The organism is Dokdonia sp. R78006 (assembly GCF_042466145.1).
Taxonomy (GTDB): domain Bacteria; phylum Bacteroidota; class Bacteroidia; order Flavobacteriales; family Flavobacteriaceae; genus Dokdonia.
In genome coordinates this window covers 1,264,921-1,282,748 of sequence record NZ_JAXHBU010000001.1, presented here as the reverse complement: position 1 = coordinate 1,282,748, position 17,828 = coordinate 1,264,921, and the positions used below count along the sequence as shown (strand labels likewise).

General features: G+C 35.3%; 16 protein-coding genes and 1 tRNA gene. 7 read left to right on the top strand and 10 right to left on the bottom strand.

Going from position 1 to position 17,828, the window contains the following annotated elements; all coding sequences use genetic code 11:
- Nucleotides 1-42: 42 nt before the first annotated feature.
- The 4 genes from rsmA to serS all read right to left on the bottom strand — a co-directional run bounded on the left by rsmA (nt 43) and on the right by serS (nt 4,365).
- Nucleotides 43-909, bottom strand: coding sequence for a 16S rRNA (adenine(1518)-N(6)/adenine(1519)-N(6))-dimethyltransferase RsmA (gene rsmA / locus SJY37_RS05825; RefSeq protein ID WP_013750479.1), 867 nt, complete (start codon nt 907-909; stop codon nt 43-45).
- The gene (locus SJY37_RS05820; protein ID WP_013750480.1) at nt 909-1,217 is read right to left on the bottom strand and encodes a DUF4286 family protein; all 309 of its coding nucleotides are present in this window, start codon (nt 1,215-1,217) and stop codon (nt 909-911) included. Before SJY37_RS05820 ends, rsmA begins: the two co-directional genes overlap by 1 nt.
- A gap of 12 nt (nt 1,218-1,229) precedes the next feature.
- Entirely contained in the window at nt 1,230-3,023 is a 1,794-nt protein-coding gene (locus SJY37_RS05815; protein WP_298322951.1) for a tetratricopeptide repeat protein, read from the bottom strand.
- Between the two features lie 70 nt (nt 3,024-3,093).
- Nucleotides 3,094-4,365, bottom strand: coding sequence for a serine--tRNA ligase (serS, locus tag SJY37_RS05810; protein ID WP_298322954.1), 1,272 nt, complete (start codon nt 4,363-4,365; stop codon nt 3,094-3,096).
- Nucleotides 4,366-4,726: 361 nt separating this feature from the next.
- On the opposite strand from serS, the gene SJY37_RS05805 reads away from it, so the two are divergent.
- From SJY37_RS05805 to SJY37_RS05790, 4 genes are all read left to right on the top strand, one after another.
- Nucleotides 4,727-5,137 carry a hypothetical protein gene (locus SJY37_RS05805; RefSeq protein ID WP_298322957.1) on the top strand — a complete coding sequence of 137 codons (411 nt, stop codon included), beginning with the start codon at nt 4,727-4,729 and terminating at the stop codon, nt 5,135-5,137.
- A gap of 186 nt (nt 5,138-5,323) precedes the next feature.
- Entirely contained in the window at nt 5,324-5,752 is a 429-nt protein-coding gene (locus SJY37_RS05800) for a hypothetical protein (protein WP_298322960.1), read from the top strand.
- A gap of 125 nt (nt 5,753-5,877) precedes the next feature.
- Nucleotides 5,878-6,438, top strand: a complete 561-nt coding sequence (locus SJY37_RS05795) for a hypothetical protein (protein ID WP_298322963.1) — start codon at nt 5,878-5,880, stop codon at nt 6,436-6,438.
- 91 nt (nt 6,439-6,529) lie between these two features.
- Nucleotides 6,530-6,775 carry a hypothetical protein gene (locus SJY37_RS05790; protein ID WP_298322966.1) on the top strand — a complete coding sequence of 82 codons (246 nt, stop codon included), beginning with the start codon at nt 6,530-6,532 and terminating at the stop codon, nt 6,773-6,775.
- Nucleotides 6,776-7,407: 632 nt separating this feature from the next.
- On the opposite strand, the gene SJY37_RS05785 is transcribed toward SJY37_RS05790, so the two are convergent.
- From SJY37_RS05785 to SJY37_RS05765, 5 genes are all read right to left on the bottom strand, one after another.
- Nucleotides 7,408-8,832 (bottom strand): HTTM domain-containing protein, encoded by a 1,425-nt coding sequence (locus tag SJY37_RS05785; RefSeq protein ID WP_298322968.1) that lies wholly within the window; start codon nt 8,830-8,832, stop codon nt 7,408-7,410.
- A 9-nt stretch (nt 8,833-8,841) separates the two neighbouring features.
- On the bottom strand, nt 8,842-9,771 hold the full coding sequence (locus SJY37_RS05780) for a bifunctional riboflavin kinase/FAD synthetase (protein ID WP_298322971.1): 930 nt from the start codon (nt 9,769-9,771) through the stop codon (nt 8,842-8,844).
- 2 nt (nt 9,772-9,773) lie between these two features.
- Nucleotides 9,774-10,403, bottom strand: coding sequence for an aminoacyl-tRNA hydrolase (gene pth, locus SJY37_RS05775; RefSeq protein ID WP_298323840.1), 630 nt, complete (start codon nt 10,401-10,403; stop codon nt 9,774-9,776).
- Nucleotides 10,404-10,540: 137 nt separating this feature from the next.
- The gene (locus SJY37_RS05770) at nt 10,541-11,176 is read right to left on the bottom strand and encodes a 50S ribosomal protein L25/general stress protein Ctc (protein ID WP_144782752.1); all 636 of its coding nucleotides are present in this window, start codon (nt 11,174-11,176) and stop codon (nt 10,541-10,543) included.
- 26 nt (nt 11,177-11,202) lie between these two features.
- Nucleotides 11,203-12,144 carry a ribose-phosphate pyrophosphokinase gene (locus SJY37_RS05765; protein WP_298322982.1) on the bottom strand — a complete coding sequence of 314 codons (942 nt, stop codon included), beginning with the start codon at nt 12,142-12,144 and terminating at the stop codon, nt 11,203-11,205.
- A gap of 147 nt (nt 12,145-12,291) precedes the next feature.
- Between SJY37_RS05765 and SJY37_RS05760 the strand changes: the two genes are divergently transcribed.
- Nucleotides 12,292-12,372 (top strand) — tRNA-Leu (locus SJY37_RS05760).
- Nucleotides 12,373-12,406: 34 nt separating this feature from the next.
- Here SJY37_RS05760 and SJY37_RS05755 read toward each other — a convergent pair.
- Nucleotides 12,407-12,793: a DUF2721 domain-containing protein gene (locus tag SJY37_RS05755; RefSeq protein ID WP_298322985.1), complete on the bottom strand. Its 387-nt coding sequence runs from the start codon at nt 12,791-12,793 to the stop codon at nt 12,407-12,409.
- Between the two features lie 116 nt (nt 12,794-12,909).
- Between SJY37_RS05755 and SJY37_RS05750 the strand changes: the two genes are divergently transcribed.
- A complete protein-coding gene (locus SJY37_RS05750; RefSeq protein WP_298322987.1) occupies nt 12,910-15,330 on the top strand; it encodes a hypothetical protein in 2,421 nt (806 codons plus the stop codon).
- 68 nt (nt 15,331-15,398) lie between these two features.
- Nucleotides 15,399-17,828, top strand: a complete 2,430-nt coding sequence (locus tag SJY37_RS05745) for a hypothetical protein (protein ID WP_379952876.1) — start codon at nt 15,399-15,401, stop codon at nt 17,826-17,828.

Below are 17,828 nucleotides of genomic sequence, written 5' to 3'. Positions count from 1 at the left end.
AGGAAAAGCGCTTACGGAGATAGAATAGTTACCTCATAGAATTTATGAAGTAGCGATATCTTCTGTAATTGCTGCCGTAAGTGCTATAAATTCTTGTACAGATATTTGTTCTGGTCTCCTCGTTAAGATTTCTCGCTCTCTAAACTCATCACTTAACCCCATTCCTTTCAGACTATTTCGTAATGTCTTCCTGCGCTGCTGGAAAGCCATTTTTACAACCTTAAATAGCATCTCTTGTGTACAACCTATATCTTGGTATCCTTCTTTTCGCTTTAAGCGTAAAACACCACTATCTACTTTTGGCGGTGGTATAAATACGGTAGGCGGTACCGTAAATAGGTATTCTGCATCAAAAAAAGCTTGTACTAGCACAGACATAATTCCGTAGGTCTTACTACCGTGATCTGCACAAATACGAGCAGCCACTTCTTTTTGAAACATTCCCGTAAACTCTGGTATGCGCTCCTTATGTTCTATGGTCTTAAATACGATTTGAGTACTAATATTATAAGGGAAGTTGCCAGTAATTGCAAGTTGCTCCCCTGGATATATCGTATCGAGATCATATCGTAAAAAATCTGCTTCAAGAACCGTAAAATGCTCATCATTGAGCTTATGCTCTAGTGTAAAAGCACTCTGTAAATAAGCAATAGATTCTCTATCGAGATCCATCACACTAAGATGTGTGGGTTTTTCAAGAAGATACTTTGTAAGTACTCCTGTACCAGGACCTATTTCTAGCACATGACTATATCCCACATAAGTAAGGGTGTCTGCAATATCTTTTGCAACTGATTCATCTCCTAAGAAATGCTGTCCTAAGTGCTTCTTTGCCTTAATGCCTTGATCGTGTGTATCACGATGTGCATGTGGCTTTTCAAACTTACGTTTTGAGCTGTGCTTCGCCATTAGTGCTGACTGATTATTTCTAGTTCTGTTCTAAAAGCGACAAACTTACCAGCAAACTTATTACTCGCAAGTCTTAGTCTATCTGCATCTTGCTCGTAGTAAGCATCTAGATGTTGCTGGCTAGGGCAACCATATTGAACAGAGTATGTCACTCCGCCCATTTCTTCTTCTGTGCGCACTCTAGTCATTAATGCTTTTACAAATTTACCTGTAGCAATAACCTCTGGAATATGCACTTGTTGCATCCAGGCGAGCCATTCTTTTTCTACAGATTCTTCTATGTTTATGGTAACGTTATATATAAGCATTTTCTATGTTTTCTAATTAATTGCATCTCCTCTCAAATTCCTAAAGCGCTTCTGTGCCTCTACATAATAGATGCTGTCTGCTAGGTCAAAAATAATGCGTTCGTAATTATTTTTTGCCTTTTCTGGTTGATTGAGTGGTCCTTCGTATAATCTTGCTAGGCGATAATAAGCATCATCTGCTAGTACGCCATCGCTATAATATTCTATGATTGTGAGGTAGTTTTTTTCTGCTTTCGCGAAAGCTTCTTTACGCTCATACAGTTTAGCCTGAGAAAGCAATGCCTCGTCTTCTATCTTTTCTCCCTTGTGCTTCTCTAAAATATCATCGTATAATGCGATAGCCTCTTCAGGCTTGTTTTGGAAAGCTAGTAAATCTGCAGTGGCATATTTTTTAAGTGCCGTTTGTAAACTATCATCCATAGAGTTATCTCTAATAACGAGTAACAGCTCTAGTGCATCATTTGCAATAAGCTGTGTTGCCCCAGCTTTTAACACATTGAGCTGCGACTCTGCCCAGTCAAAATCTGCTTTATAGTAACTAGTCTTTGCCACCTTAAATCGAGCTTCCTGCGAGATCACATTATTCTGGATTTCATTCTGAATTTGAGAATAATAGATAAGTGCCTGATTAAACTTTTCTGTAAGCACCAAAATATCTGCTAGCTCCATCTTGAGACGAGCGTGGTCAAATCTATCACGAGGGATTTCAATCCCTTTTTTAAGATATGCAATAGCCTCATCTGGCTGCTCCATGTTAAACGCAAGAAAATGTGCATAATCTATTTGCAAAGGCACCGTGTATTCCTTCTTGATATATTGATCTAGCAAAGCTTCAAAACGTGTTTTGACAAGCGATTCATCTTCTGCCGTGACTGCTTTTTTTACCGCTAGTTGTATCAATTGTTGCTCTGCATAAAGCTTAACACTACCAGCAACTACGTTATCTCTTAGAAATTCTAATATCTCTGTTGCATCTTCAATAGCACTTTCTTCTATCGCTATTTCGGCTAGATTTACGATGCCTTCATGTCTTCCTTCTGTACGACGATAAATCGCCTTTTCTTGTGCAAATGCTTTTCTATAATCCTTTTGCTGTATAAAAAGCCAACTTAGCAACTCATTATAAAGCACATTTTGTTCTGTTTGTAATCGCTTTAACAAGGTCTTTCTAAAAATAATATTAGCCTCATTAAGCGGGTCATCATTTACGTAAAGGGCAAAATTACGTTGAGCGGCTTGTAGATAGTTTTCACTCTTATTAATTAAGTCTAAGTAGGCATTAAACATCTTCTCTACCTCTCCTAGCTCCCCATAGAGTCTCGCTAGTTGCACATTGTAGTTTGCTCTTGGATTATTTGCCATCGCAATCTCGTATGCTTGAACAGCCCTTCTAAGTAAGCTATGCTCTTGAAAAGCTCGAGCAGCGCGATAAGCACTCATAGTATTACTCTCTATACCTGCAATTACTTGGTTATAATAATCCTGAGCGATAGAGTCTCGCTGCTGTAATTGATGATTATAACCTATCTCTACATAATAAAAACCTTTATCGCGAGTAGCGGCAAGGTTTTCGTTAAGCACACTTTCGGCTTCTTTATACTTTTCTAACTGCTGGTAGCTTTTTACAAGACCGGTAATGAGTACGTGATTACCCTTCTGCTTAAGTAATGCTTTTTTGTAAGAAATGATGGCCTTCTCAAACTCACCTTGATCTGCATAGTTGCGAGCAAGTTGTTCTGTTTGCGCTTTCGCGAAAGCGAAAAAACCAAACACACAGATGAGTATTAAAAACCAATTTTTCTTCATATCCTAAAGATAACGAAAAACGTGCCATAGCAATTGCTCTGACACGTTTCTTATCACTGTTAATGCGTTATTAGTTAATCATATCAAATCCGCAATAAGGGATAAGTGCCTTAGGAATTTTTATTCCTTCTGGCGTCTGGCAGTTTTCAAGAATTCCTGCAAGTACACGTGGCAGCGCTAGTGAGCTACCATTAAGTGTATGTGCAAGCTTGTTCTGCCCATCTTCATCTTTAAAACGAAGTTTTAAACGGTTTGCTTGAAAGGTTAAGAAGTTGGAAACAGAACTAATTTCTAACCAGCGATCTTGCGCTGTAGAAAATAATTCAAAATCATACGTAAGGTGTGCTGTAAACCCAAGGTCACCACCACAAAGGCGTAAGATTCTGTATGGTAATTCTAACTCATCAAGTATCATTTTTACGTGATCTACCATCCCGTCTAGCGCGGCTGCACTATCTTCTGGACGTTCTATGCGTACAATCTCAACTTTATCAAACTGGTGCAAGCGATTTAAGCCACGCACGTGCGCACCATAAGATCCTGCCTCACGACGGAAACATGGTGTGTACCCAGTACATGTAATAGGCAGTTCATTATGATTGCGTAAATCACCGCGAAACATATTTGTCACTGGTACCTCTGCCGTAGGGATTAAATATAAATCGTCTTCGGTCACATGATACATTTGCCCTTCCTTATCTGGAAGTTGGCCAGTACCAAAACCTGACGCCTCATTTACAAGGTGCGGCACTTGGTATTCTGTATATCCAGCCTCGGTATTTTTGTCTAAAAAGTAAGCGATAAGCGCACGTTGTAAACGTGCTCCTTTGCCTTTATACACCGGAAAACCAGCCCCAGCAATCTTAGTTCCTAGTTCAAAATCAATAATATCATATTTCTTTGCAAGCTCCCAGTGTGGCTGTGCTGCTTCATGCAACTCAGGAATATCTCCCTTGCGAAAGATTTCTTCATTATCCTCATCACTGTTACCCTCAGGAACACTGTCATGTGGGATATTTGGGATTTGATAAAGCAAGTTTTGTAAATCCTCAGAAGCAGTGTTTAATTGCTCTTGAAGGGTTTTAGACTGTTCTTTTAGACCTGCAGTTTTCTCTTTAAGAATATTAGCTTTTTGAGCTTCTCCACTTTTAAAAAGCATTCCTATTTCCTTGGAAAACTTATTACTATCTGCAAGTACTTCATCAAGTTGCGCTTGCGAACTACGGCGAAGATCATCTGCCGCCACTACTTGATCAAGTAAGGTTGCGGCGTCTATATTTCTTTTAGATAACGCTTTCGCGAAAGCTTCTTTGTTTTCTCTAATGTGTGCTACTTCTAGCATAGTGGAATGGTTTTTAAAGGAAAAGGTAAATTTAAGGAAATGCTCTTAAGTATACAGTTACAGAGGGCTTAGATTTTTTTATTTCTCTAGAAATTAAAATTTTACTCAAATAAAGGAAATCCGTAACATAGTTAATGTGAGGTGATGTAGTTTTGAGGTTAACACGTAACTAGCAGCTTCAATTTCTGGTTTAGATGTTGTTAGAGCTATTGCACGAATATATTCACGCGGATATATTTTGTAGAATTACTACTATTAATCATACACAAAGTGATTTATATTTTAGAGTTACATATGACAGTTACGAAGCAAAAATATTTGAACCTAAGTAACAGCAACAAATTGCCTAATTAATAATATCATGAATAAAGTAATGACACTATTCTTAATTATTCTTTCTTTCCAAGAAACTAGCGCTCAAGAGCCACATATATCTGATACTTTATATTTTGACTATAATACTGATTATTTGAAAGAAATATCCGTCGATTTTGGAAATAAAAAGGATCGGTTGTATTTAAGGGCGACACCAGAAATTCAAGGAAATTTCTTTTTTGAAATTCAGGGAATCCAGAAGAATAGTATCAGTCGAGATACTCAAGATTTTAAAGATGTTTTAAATAATAATAATCTTTTAATTGAAAAGGATAACTTATACGTAAAAACGCTAGAATTTTGGAAATTTTTAAGAGGCAAGACATTGTTTTTCGTAAAGAAAAACGCCGAGCACTATATTTTCTATGAGGTAACAGGGATTTTAGAAGAAATTTAAAAAGTGACATATGAGAAATGCGCTACGTTTGGTAGAGGTTCAACCTGGCGTATTGAAAGCCACTATGAATAATGGAAATTTCATTTCATTTAGAACTGAACCTCAATCTGGATTTTCTCCGACTATTGATCTTAATTTTCCTAGTATTTTCGAAGGTGTAAAACAGGTAATAAAATTTACTCTCTCATGATAAAAGAAGATATTTATAAAAACGTCAACCTTTTTGCACCGCATTCTTTTGAGTACATCCATATGCTTTTAAACCAACTTAAGTATACTTCAAAGGAATATGATAAAAAATCTGTTCAAGAAGACGCTATCGATGTTTTAAAACATTTATTCGAAATTGAAATTTTAAATGTTTACCAGTGGGTTAATAATTCTGAATTAAACAAAATAAAATTATCAAAACTAGAAATACTGTCTAAAATAGAGAGTTTATGGCTCACAAGGTCAAGGCAAGATGATTTTTATGATATAGTGATTTTTGGATCTCAAGAGTGGTATATCGAAGCACTTAAGAATTTAGGCTTAACTCATACAACAGATTGGGAATGGTTTGTTGAAAATAAGATTGGTAATTTGGAAGACTGGATAAAGAAAAATAGACCTTGAAATATTATCCCATTATAATAAGTAATCAATTAGAAGCAAGACATTATTTTTTGTAAAGAAAAACGCCAAGCACTATATTTTCTATGAGGTAATAGGGATTGCAGAAGAAATTTAAAACAACTAAAATGAAAATACTTAAACTATTATTTTGCATCTTATTATTTTCTTCTTGTAGCTCAAAACTAAAAATTATAAATATTCATACGCCCACCTATGGTATGAATTTAAAAAAGAATTTTTATCTAAAAGATAAAGCCACCTTTACAAGATTAAAGGGAGAATGGCTTTGGACAAATGCATCTGACACTTTGACTTTGAAAATAATACCTAAGTATAAAATAAAATATGATAAAAAAGTAAGTCACTTTGAAAATGCATACTACGATACTGCGATAATAGAAATTAAGTATATCAAAAATGGTATTACTATATTTAATAGTATAGATAATAAAACTGATGAAGTGTGTTTAAAGGTTACTCCTTACAAAATTTACACAGACATATTTTATCTAAATAATTTTTGCAAAGAAGTATTAGACACTTCATATCTAATTTTTATGGATGGAGGTGATAGTTTAAGCCTTCTAAATCCTGCCTTAGAAAAAGAAAACGTACTATTAAAAAAAGAAGGTGAGTATGACGTTGTTATACCAAATTCAATTATGCTAGATAGAGTAATGAAGTAGGTGAGACCATATTATTTCTGAGACGCAAAAGTGTACTAAACTCGCTATCTATTTTCTACTCATGATCATCTCAATGATTTAACTTTTTAAAATGAACTATTACCGAATTAGACACAGTACAGATAGAAAAATTGTAGGCAAATTTACTCAGATTAATGAAGTGAAACATAGATGTAGCGTTGATGATAAAAGATTTATAGATAGCGTTTTTTTTGAAAAAGCATCGTTTGATCCAATTACATCAATAGGAATTTTAGACAAAAAAGCTAAAATTACAGATCTTATAAGTACCTCAGGGCAAGATTTTACGGGAAAACTTTTGATAAATTACAATTAGAACTTTATGAAAATTTTTAATCTCGCATCTAGGATAATACTTCCTATAATCATATGCTTTCTTTTACTTCTTATAAAAGATTTCATGGGAGGCTTTCAGTTTATCTTGATTTTTGCATTGATAGTAATTCTTTTCAATACAAATAAACTGAAATACTTAACTTCAGTAAGTTTATTAATATCAATCCTACTGTCTGTTCTCATTTTTTTTCTTTCTATTCTTATATCTTCAATACCATTTTATCTGATCACAGGTGCAGTTGATATTGTAAGTCGTGAAGCATACAGTAATTTTCCAGAAAACAAATTCTTTATTTCTCTTAGCGTAGGGGTAATTTCCCCGTTATTAACTGTTTTTAGTTACACATTTTTATTTGACATTAAAAAAGACTTTTTATTCAATTGCATTGTTATTTTGACCATTTGCATTTTATTCATCATTGGAATGTTAGGCATATACTCAAAAATGATTAACTCTTTATATCTGATATGGCAACCCACAGTTTTATTAGCGCTACAATTATTAATCTATAAAAGAGAAATAAAAGTTTTATTAAAATAAAGCTATAGTAATTCAAACTCTCCTCTTTAATTTTATAAGAGAGTTTCTAGATTTTATAGGAGAGTATTTTATTAGTCATCTCCAAAACTAGGAAACAACCTCTTATCATCTAGATAACCATCGCTATCTAGGACCCAAGGATTGTGAGAGAACCAGTTCCAGTCTACACTCGCCAGATCCACTCCTGGATCTATGAGCTCCTGTGATTTACGGCCGTTTATGCGAATTCTACATTTTACGTAGACCGCTACGTCTTGTCCTTCTGTCTTTTTGAGCTGTTTTATGTATTGTGCAAATTGCCATATCACATCTGGTTTTGATCTGATGTTGCGTTGTTGGTTTTTTGTAAGGTACTCTTTATGGTCTAGTACCGTTCGCTTACCAGTTGCCTTATCTTCTACCGTAAACGAAACTGTACCACCTTTAGAGCGGAGCATCATACGCCAACTCAAACGATGGCCTTCCTCAGACCACAGCACATTGTCTTGTATAAAATGCTGTCGCAGCGGCAAGCCTATTTGGACTACAAAATACACTGCAAACACAGTGAGCATTGCTGTTTTATATTTTGGGATGATTAAAGTTTGAGGTGAGTCACTAAATGAATCAGTTGTAATTTCTTGATTGTAAGGATTCACTTTGCTGCGCTCGTAAAAAGGTTTCCAGCGTTTAAGAAATAAATTATGAATGGTTCTCGGCTCAAAAAAGAATACCGTAAATGCCAGCGACATGTATGGAAAAATCCCAATCTGAAACACAAATGAGTTAAAGAGATGAAAGAATATGGAGATAAAAAATGCCCATGTACGTGTACGTTTCCATAACAATAATGGGATGATCAAACCATCAAATGCGATTCCTACATAAGAAATAATCCAGTGTGTCCAGTTCTTTTGAAGCACACCACCCACGAGCCAGTAATCCTTTTTACCACGCATTAATATTTCTGGTACCGTCGCATCTAACCAGTCGGGATATATTTTGGCAATAGACGCGTAGGTATAAACAATCCACAGTTGGAAAATGATAAACAAGGTTACCCAGCGTGGCATACTTATGTTTTTTACGCTTTCGCGAAAGCGTGCATCAAGAGAAAACGCGGCGTTTGCAGGGAGTATTGCCATAATCCATAACAACAACATTAATAAATAATAGTGGTTATTATAGGCTGTTTTTTGCATGAAATACACGGTACTCCACATAATTGCATAGCCAATAATCGCTACACGATATTTAAAACCAAGCATTACCATCACCCCAAAGACTCCCATTAAACCAAACCACAGATACATTTGTGGTCCAGGCCCTGGAAATGTTTGTAAAAAGTCAAAACCTATAAAGTTAAAAGTAAATTCTGGTGTTACGAGAATACGTCGCACCCACCCGGTAGCAAGCGCTCCCCAACCCTCACATGTAATAAGAAAACCAAAAAAAACGCGAAACACAATGAGCGCGCTGTTATCTATTCTAGTAAAGAGGAGCTTATTAAGTGACATCTTATTTACTTAGAGCTTATTTATATAATCGCGTGCATACTTCTCATCCTCTTTCATCGCTTTTACGAGTTCATCTACACTCGCAAAGGTTTTCTCATCACGTATGCGGTCTAGTAATTGTATTTCGAGCTCTTGTCCATATAAGTCCTTACTAAAATCAAAGAAATAGGTTTCAATAGTTTGCGCACTTCCTCCTACTGTTGGGTTTGTGCCTATATTCATCATTCCGTAAACAGTAGCACCATTTATACGAGACTGCACTACATAAACGCCTTGCGCGGGTATTAGTTTATAATCTTCGGCTATATCGAGATTTGCAGTAGGGTAGCCTATAGTTCTACCTAGACTTCTGCCTTTTACAACGGTTCCCGTAAGCATAAATGCTTGATCGAGGTAGCTATTTGCTAGCGCTACATCTCCTGCCTCTAGTGATTTACGCACTTTAGTTGAGCTTACAGCTACATCTTCTAGTTCTTGCTTTGATATCTCTTCTACCTCAAAACCTAGTTGTTCTCCAAAACGTTTGAGATCCTCAATATTAGCATTACGATTACGTCCAAAACGGTGATCGTAACCTATAATTACCTTCTTTGCGTTAAGAGAATTTACAAGAATCTCTTCTACAAATGTCTCTGCATGATATCTTGAAAAATCTAAGGTAAAAGGGTGAATCACGAGGTGATCTAGACCTAGACCTTCCAATAGTTGCGCTCGCTCATCTATGGTGTTTATAAGCTTGAGCGAAGTGTCTTTTTGCAACACCATCCTAGGATGTGGAAAAAAGGTAAGTACACATGACTCCCAGCCATTTGCTCGCGCACTTTCGTTAAGCCTATTAATAATCTGGCGATGTCCTAAATGTACTCCGTCAAAGGTGCCTATCGTAACGACAGTTCCTTTTTCTGAGTTAAATGTATGTGCGCTATTGTGAGTTTTCAAGATTATTTACCGTTGTACGCGTTCATCGTATTATTAATTCCTCCACTCACAAAAGAAGTGATTACCTCACAACTCATATCCAGTCGCTCCGGAAGGCTTGCTTGCTCCTCTGGCGTCCATTCTCCTAACACATAATCTACCTGACGTCCAGTTGAAAATGCATCACTTATGCCAAAACGAAATCTATTATATGCAGAAGTATTAAGTTGAGCCTGCGTGTCTTTTAATCCATTGTGTCCTCCAGCAGAACCTTTAGTTTTCACTCTTATGGTTCCAAATTCCAAATTCAAATCATCTGTAATCACAAGAAGATTTTCTACAGGGATTTTTTCTTGCTGCAACCAGTATCGTATAGCCTTACCACTTAAATTCATAAAGGTATTAGGCTTTAATAAGATAACGGTTTTGCCTTTTACTTTGGTACGCGCGATGTCACCTAGTTTTTCAGTTTCGAAAGTGGTTTCTTGCGCTTTCGCGAAAGCGTCTACCACCTTAAATCCTATATTATGCCTAGTTTCTGTGTACTTAGGACCTATGTTTCCTAAACCAACGATGAGAAATTTTTTCATGGGGTCTATTACTTCCTCTTCTACCGTTACTCTACCAAATAGTCTACCGAAAAAAGAGCGCATCATTTGCTGTTTGTTAGAATGTAATTTGCGTCAAGGCTTTACTAATTACGTTAAAGACACTGCTTATTACTATCGTATAAAAATAAAAAAAGCATCTCGAAGAACGAGATGCTTTTGTATTAAATATAACGGATTGATTATTCTGCTACTGCAGCGGCATCATCTGTTTGTGTAGAAGGAACATCTCCTGCTTCAGTTTCATCATCATCATCGTCAGCATCAAGGATTGCTGTACGAGAAGTTCTAACTTGACACACTACTGTGTTATCAGGGTGCATAAGTGTTAGGTTTTCTTGTGGTAAAGCTCCTATGTATAACTTGTTACCTATTTTAAGGTTTGTGATATCTGCAACTAAGTAATCAGGAAGATCTTTAGGAAGTGCTTTCACACGTAATACACGGTTAGTTTTACGTAAAACACCACCATTCATTACTCCACGAGAGTTACCTGTAAAGTGTACTGGGATATTCATAGTTACTTCTTTACCTTCAAAAATCTGGTAGAAGTCTATGTGTAAAATACGATCAGTTACCGGGTGGAACTGGATATCTTGAAGAATCGCCTTTACGGTTACACCGTCTAATTCGATTTCTACTGTGTGCGCGTCTGGAGTGTATACCAATTCTTTGAACGCTAGTTCTGGTGCGCTAAAATGCAATGGCGTGTCCCCTCCGTATACAACGCAAGGTACCAGTCCAGCATTACGTAAGGCCTTTGTAGCTTTCTTGCCTACGCTTTCTCTTTTAGATCCGTGGATCGAAACTGATTTCATATTAAATAATTATAGTTAAAAAAATATTACATAATAAACTTCGAAGCAATACTCGTGTTACTATTAACACGGTGCATTACATCTGCAAAAAGTGGCGCACAGGTCAATACCCTTACTTTTCCACTTTTGTGTTCCTTAGGAATTGAATCTGTTACGATTAATTCTGCCAGTTTACTGTTTTCTATTTTATCGTAAGCGTTACCACTTAAAATAGCGTGGGTACAGATCGCTCGTACACTAAGCGCACCCTTTTCTATCATCAAATCTGCTGCCTTTGTTAAGGTTCCAGCAGTATCTACCATATCATCTACAAGCACTACGTGCTGCCCTTTTACCTCACCTATGAGTTCCATGTGTGAGATTACATTTGCTTTTGCACGTTGCTTGAAGCATATAACTACATCACTCTCCATCGCCTTGCTATATGCATAAGCTCTCTTACTACCTCCCATATCTGGAGAAGCAATCGTAAGATTTTCTAATCCTAACCCTTTTAAATAAGGCAAGAATATAGTAGACGCAAATAAATGATCTACCGGCTTCTCAAAGAAACCTTGTATTTGATCTGCGTGTAAATCCATCGTGATAATACGAGTAGCACCAGCTGTTTCCAGTAGGTTTGCCATAAGCTTTGCAGCTATAGGCACTCTAGGTTTATCCTTACGATCTTGTCTCGCCCATCCAAAATAAGGTATCACTGCCGTTATGTGTCTTGCACTAGCGCGCTTTGCAGCATCTAGCATCAATAACATTTCCATCATATTATCAGATGATGGCATGGTACTCCCTATAATAAATACACGTGATCCACGTACAGATTCTTCAAAAGAAGGTTGGAATTCTCCATCACTATATGTCGATGTTATGACGTTACCCAGCGGCTGCCCAAAGGCTTTTGCAATTTTTTCGGCCAGTGGTTTGCTGTTTTGACAAGCAAATATCTTCGGTTGCGGTACGGTAGCGGTCATCAGTTGTGACAGTTAAATGGTTTAATTACAATTCTTTTCCCTCTAAGGAGGTGCAAAAATAGGAATTAAAAATGAGTAGAGCAGTACAATAAATGATGTTTTATACGCTGTATTTTAATTAATTCTTTAATTTTGCACTTTCAAAATGCCTAGGTGGCGGAATTGGTAGACGCGCTCGACTCAAACTCGAGTTTCTTTGAAGTGTGGGTTCGATTCCCATCCTAGGTACAAAAGCCTCAATCTGTAACGATTGAGGCTTTTTTTATTCCATATCTCGTAGCTGTATAGAAAGCGCCTTTGTAGAAAGCTGTACTTCTATTAAAGAAAGCATAAGCGACAGCATTAATGCAAATAGACTAATCCCAAAGACAATCTTTGCATAAAAAGCCTCTTCTATATAAATTAAGAACATAGTAATTACCGCGAGTAGAAAGCTCACAATCGCTACGGCTTGCATGTTTTTTATTATTGTAAGGCGTTTTCTTAACTTTTTAACCTGTAGTCCTACTCCTTCTGAGTGCGTTTCTTGATAAGAAGCATGTAAACTACGTATCAAACCTGCAATTGCAAGATAACGGGCATTATAAGCTAGCATCGTAAGTGATATTGCCGGAAATAGCAATGCGGGAATACTTAAGGATAGGTTCATCTTTTTTCTTTTTCTCAAAATTACAGCTTAGCAATAAGTTTACCCTCAATTAACTTAACAGTACTGACTGCTTTTTATTTGAGCGAGTTATTTACTTTTAAAATTCAATATAAACAATGCTAAAAAATATAAGGCTTTTAATAGTTACTACTATAATCCTCTCATTTTCACTTCAAGTGAAAAGTCAAGAGCTAGGCACTGTTTACAGTAAATATTTTGAACTACCAAGAGAAAGCATATTTCTCCATCTAAACAAAACAACTTACATAACTGGGGAAGACATCTATTTTAAAGCGTACGTATACAATAGGCAAACGGGTAAACCATTTTCTGAAACCACAAATTTAATTGTTGGCATTTATGATTCCTTAGGGAATCAAGTGATTAAAAAGCAGTTTATTTCTGGTAACGGATTTGGGAACGGTCACTTTGATTTAGATTCTTCATTTCAAAGTGGAAGCTATTACATTAAAGCATCTACAAATTGGATGAAAAATTTTTATGAAGACGATTCTTTTCAGCAAAAAATAACCATCTACAATGGCAGCGTAAGTGAGGATTTAAGCAACCTATCATCAGTTAGAAAAATAGAATTTACCCCAGAAAGCGGCTCCCTTGTAAATGATGTAACAAATAATGTTGCGATAAGAGTTTCTGATGAACACGGTTATTCAAAACCCTTTACAAGTGGAATTATTAAAGATCAATATGGATATCACTTAACAACATTTACCCCTGGCAAAAACAATATCGCCGTTGTAACATTTTCGCCTCGAGCTACATTTGAATATTCTTTAGAAATTGAATATGAGGATGGAAGTAAACAGCTACAGAAGATAGCTCCTCCAAAAAAGAATGCTGTAGGACTTGCTATCGCAAGCCACTCTAAGGATAAGATTGCCATCACCTTAAGATTAGATAAAAAAACGACAACATCAATTATTAATGATACATTATCCCTATTAATCCATAGGGATGGAATGGCGAAAAAAATAAACCTAAGGATACCTAAGGATGTAAACTACGCCTCTTATTTATTTGATAAATCTCAATTACAGCAAGGAGTAAATATTTTCTCCTTATTTCATGACAGTAAAGAGCCCATCGCAGAGCGTATTTACTTTAACACTCACAGTATCAAATACGAAGAAATCAAAAAACCAACGATAACAAAAACCCAAACTGACTCTCTTATTATCTCGCTTTCCAAACAAACATTAAATTCAGTTTCAAATTTGAGCATATCTGTCTTACCATTTGAAACTATAAGTAATGCTCCCTCACAAAATATACTATCTGCATTTTATTTAAAGCCCTATTTGAAAAAACAAAATATCTCCTACGAACGTTACTTTTCAAAAAATAACATAGACTCACTAGAACTTGATGCTTTACTAATCTCACAAGGACAAAGTAGGTATTCTTGGAAGAGAATATCAAATAATCCTCCAAAGAAAACATACACCTTCTCACAAGGAGTATCAATTAAGGGGACATTAAACAAGAAGTTAAGAAGCAACGAACAGCTTTTCTTGCATGCGGGCACTACGTATCCCGCCCAAACTCTAAAATTAGAAAATGGCAATTTCACACTTCCTTTGATATTTCCTGAAACAGAACAAGCTTTACAGTTTTCAATAATTTCAGGTAGAGGTAAACTAACAAAACCCTCACTCAGCATTCTATCTAAAGATATTTTAGAGAAAGATTTTATAAAAGAAAAAACGTTTAATAAAACTGATTCATTCTCTAATAAGGTCAAGATACTGCCTATAGTATCAAACTTTGATGACATAGAACAACTCAACGAGGTTATACTAACTGGTAAAAAGAAAGTCTCATATGAGTCTAGTAACCCATTAGTTCCTTCTTTTCTCAAGAATAAAGTTACAGTAGTAACAGAGGACCTTGTTTTTAAACAACCCAGCTTTTTAGATATTATTAGATCTAGAGGTTATACTGTAAGAGAGGATCTTCAGTTTGCAAGCACAACTCGTGTACAAATAAGGGTGCGGACTCAACAATCCTTTGGATTAGGAAGTGGTGGTTCTGAAAGAGCTTTTCCACAACCTGTGATTTATTTTGATGATGTTAAGTTAATAGATTTTGACATCTTAACCGGCTTACGAACAGAGGACCTAGAAAGCTTTTATTTTCAAAGAAATGGTGCCTCAGAAGGCGTAAACGGGACTGGAGGTGTTATTAGAATATATACAAGACGTAATTTAAATAAGCCTATAAAATCAGATTCAAAAAAAGAGATTTCTAATATGTCAGAAGTTTTTGCTTACCCAATAAAAAATGGTTTTGAAAAAGAGAAAAAATTCATACAACCTGATTACTCAACCTATGCCAATAAAGCTTTTACAAATTTTGGAGTTATTCACTGGGAACCACAGCTCATTCTAGATGGCAAGAAGTCTTCATCATTCAAAATTAAAGACACTGGTGTTAAAAAATTTATGGTACACATAGAAGGTATGACTCTTGATGGATTGCTCATTTCAACCATTAAAACACTAAACCTTTCTAATTAAAATTAAATTTCAATTCATCAATTATTAATAATCTGTTTAATCGTCAGATATCTCAATCATCAAAAAACATGTTTTCAAAACTACTATTTAAATTCTTTACTATTAGTTTACTTCTATTTACAAGCTTTCTTTTCGCCCAAAACTCCAATAAAAGCGAATTAATAGAAAACTATAGTTCTTATTTTGAATTACCTAGACAAAGCGCTTATATCCATTTAAATAAAACTCATTTTACACAAAATGAAGAAATATGGTTTAAGGCTTACTTACGAACTAGACAATTAGAAAAATCCTTCTCAGAAAAGACAACCTTATATATAGATATTTTTAAACCTGACGGATTACTGTTCAAATCAGAAAAATTTATAGTCGATAATGGTGTAAGCCATGGTAACATTAAAATAGATTCCACTATGCAGAGTGGCACGTATTACTTGAGAGGCTCTACGCAATGGATGAAAAATTTTAAGGAAGACGACTCTTTTATGCAAAAAATAACTGTTGTCAGTAATAAAATATCCGGCAACAATGTAGAGAAAGAAAAAGCGTACGACATTCAATTACTCCCTGAGGGAGGTCACTTGATACATAGCACAACTAATACGGTAGGTGTAAAAGTTTTAGATCAGGATGGGTTTGGAGCTTCTTTTAAAAGCGCAACAATAAGAAATCAAAATGGTATAGATCTTCTGCAAATAAAGAGTAAACCCTACGGTTTTGCAAAATTTAATATTATCCCCATACCTACACAAACATATACAGCCCACTTTACTTTTGATAACAATACTGAAGTCGTTGTACCTCTACCCAACGTAGTAAACACCACACCATCTCTAGCGATACTTGAAGAAAATGAGGGTGAAATATCAATAAAAATTAAGAGTAACTATCAAATAAGGAATACTATAAACCGTCAAGGATTATATGTATTAATACACAAAAATGGAGTTGCAAAAAAAATTAAAACTCCTCTTAATCATGAAGCAAATATCTCAGCATTTGTAGTGAGTAAATCATCCCTATTTTCTGGCATGAATACTATTACCTTATTTGATGCTAGTGATAATCCCCTATCAGAGAGACTCTACTTTAATTGGGCAGATGAACTTGATTTTGATGTGGCGGCATCCTCTTTAATCAATCAAAAATCAGACTCTATCACAATCACCTTAAACAACTTAGGAAAAAACATTTCTAAAAAAAATCTCAGCGTTTCCGTTCTTCCTACAAATACTAAAGGTTATAATCCGGAAAATAATATACTTAGTTCGTTCTATTTAAAACCATATATACAAGGCACTGTAGAAAATCCTAAGCAATATTTTAATAGTAATAATGACAACAAGGATAACCTAGATCTATTGCTACTTACACAAGGTTGGAGCACATATACTTGGGAGAACATTAATAGTAGTCCTCCAAAAAAAGAATTTGATTTTGAACAAGGAACTACCGTAGTAGGTAAGCTTAATAGAAATATCGGATTAAAGGATAATATTTATGTTCATCCCACACTACATAACGAAGGTTTGACTATCTCTCCTGAAAATAATATGTTTGCTTTGGGAGGCTTGTATACGAAAACTAACGAGACAATTTCCTTTTCCCTTATTAATAAGAAAGGGCAATTATCAAGACCTAGCCTATTCGTTTATGAAGAAACGAATCGTGTAAATCCTATCAATATCTCTTCAACGACAACCAAGCACATTCCTATTAGAAAACCACTAAAAGAGGAAAAGATAGTAGTGCCTCAAATGATTGACCAATCGCTTATTGAACTAAACGAAGTTATATTAGAATTTGAAAAAAAGAAATCAGAAATAATTGACAATCCTAATGTTCCTTCATATTTAAAAAATGAAATTAAGATCGTTACTGAGGATGACACCATATTGTACCCTTTTGTTACAGATGTTATACGCCAAAATGGATATGTAGTTACAGAAGAGCTTTCCTTTGGTTCAACAAGTAGAATTTCTATTTCATCACGTAGAATTTCAGGTTTTTCTGGTGCTCGTGCGCCTCTAGTTTATTTAGATGATGTAGAGTTATTAGATCTTGATATACTATATGGATTGCGCACAGATTTTATTGAAAGCTATTATATCAACAAATTTGACTCTAGAAGCGGTTCAAGAGGAGGAGAAGGTGTTATAAGATTATATTCTAGACGTAATTTTAATATTGATTTACCGTCCACAACTAATAACAAGAAAGTTCAAAACAACATTTTCACTTATGCTATACGTGAAGGGTATTCCGTTGCTAAAAAATTCTACAATCCAGTATATACCGTATTGAACGATAAAGGCTTTATAAATTATGGTACAATTCACTGGGAGCCAGAAGTAATCTTAAGTAAAAACAGGGTCAACACTTTTAATATAATCAATACAAATACTAAATCTATCACACTTTTTATAGAGGGGATTAGCGAAGATGGAGCTGTGATTTCTAAAACAGAAATAATAGAATTGGATAATTCAGAAAATTAA

Bases quoted from the DNA above. Each gene is read 5' to 3' on its own strand.
- SJY37_RS05815 (WP_298322951.1), bottom strand. From the start codon at position 3,023: ATGAAGAAAAATTGGTTTTTAATACTCATCTGTGTGTTTGGTTTTTTC.
- SJY37_RS05805 (WP_298322957.1), top strand. From the start codon at position 4,727: ATGAATAAAGTAATGACACTATTCTTAATTATTCTTTCTTTCCAAGAA.
- pth (WP_298323840.1), bottom strand. From the start codon at position 10,403: ATGCGCTCTTTTTTCGGTAGACTATTTGGTAGAGTAACGGTAGAAGAG.
- SJY37_RS05745 (WP_379952876.1), top strand. From the start codon at position 15,399: ATGTTTTCAAAACTACTATTTAAATTCTTTACTATTAGTTTACTTCTA.
- SJY37_RS05795 (WP_298322963.1), top strand. From the start codon at position 5,878: ATGAAAATACTTAAACTATTATTTTGCATCTTATTATTTTCTTCTTGT.
- SJY37_RS05750 (WP_298322987.1), top strand. From the start codon at position 12,910: ATGCTAAAAAATATAAGGCTTTTAATAGTTACTACTATAATCCTCTCA.
- SJY37_RS05790 (WP_298322966.1), top strand. From the start codon at position 6,530: ATGAACTATTACCGAATTAGACACAGTACAGATAGAAAAATTGTAGGC.
- rsmA (WP_013750479.1), bottom strand. From the start codon at position 909: ATGGCGAAGCACAGCTCAAAACGTAAGTTTGAAAAGCCACATGCACAT.
- SJY37_RS05820 (WP_013750480.1), bottom strand. From the start codon at position 1,217: ATGCTTATATATAACGTTACCATAAACATAGAAGAATCTGTAGAAAAA.
- SJY37_RS05800 (WP_298322960.1), top strand. From the start codon at position 5,324: ATGATAAAAGAAGATATTTATAAAAACGTCAACCTTTTTGCACCGCAT.
- SJY37_RS05785 (WP_298322968.1), bottom strand. From the start codon at position 8,832: ATGTCACTTAATAAGCTCCTCTTTACTAGAATAGATAACAGCGCGCTC.
- serS (WP_298322954.1), bottom strand. From the start codon at position 4,365: ATGCTAGAAGTAGCACACATTAGAGAAAACAAAGAAGCTTTCGCGAAA.
- SJY37_RS05765 (WP_298322982.1), bottom strand. From the start codon at position 12,144: ATGACCGCTACCGTACCGCAACCGAAGATATTTGCTTGTCAAAACAGC.
- SJY37_RS05770 (WP_144782752.1), bottom strand. From the start codon at position 11,176: ATGAAATCAGTTTCGATCCACGGATCTAAAAGAGAAAGCGTAGGCAAG.
- SJY37_RS05755 (WP_298322985.1), bottom strand. From the start codon at position 12,793: ATGAACCTATCCTTAAGTATTCCCGCATTGCTATTTCCGGCAATATCA.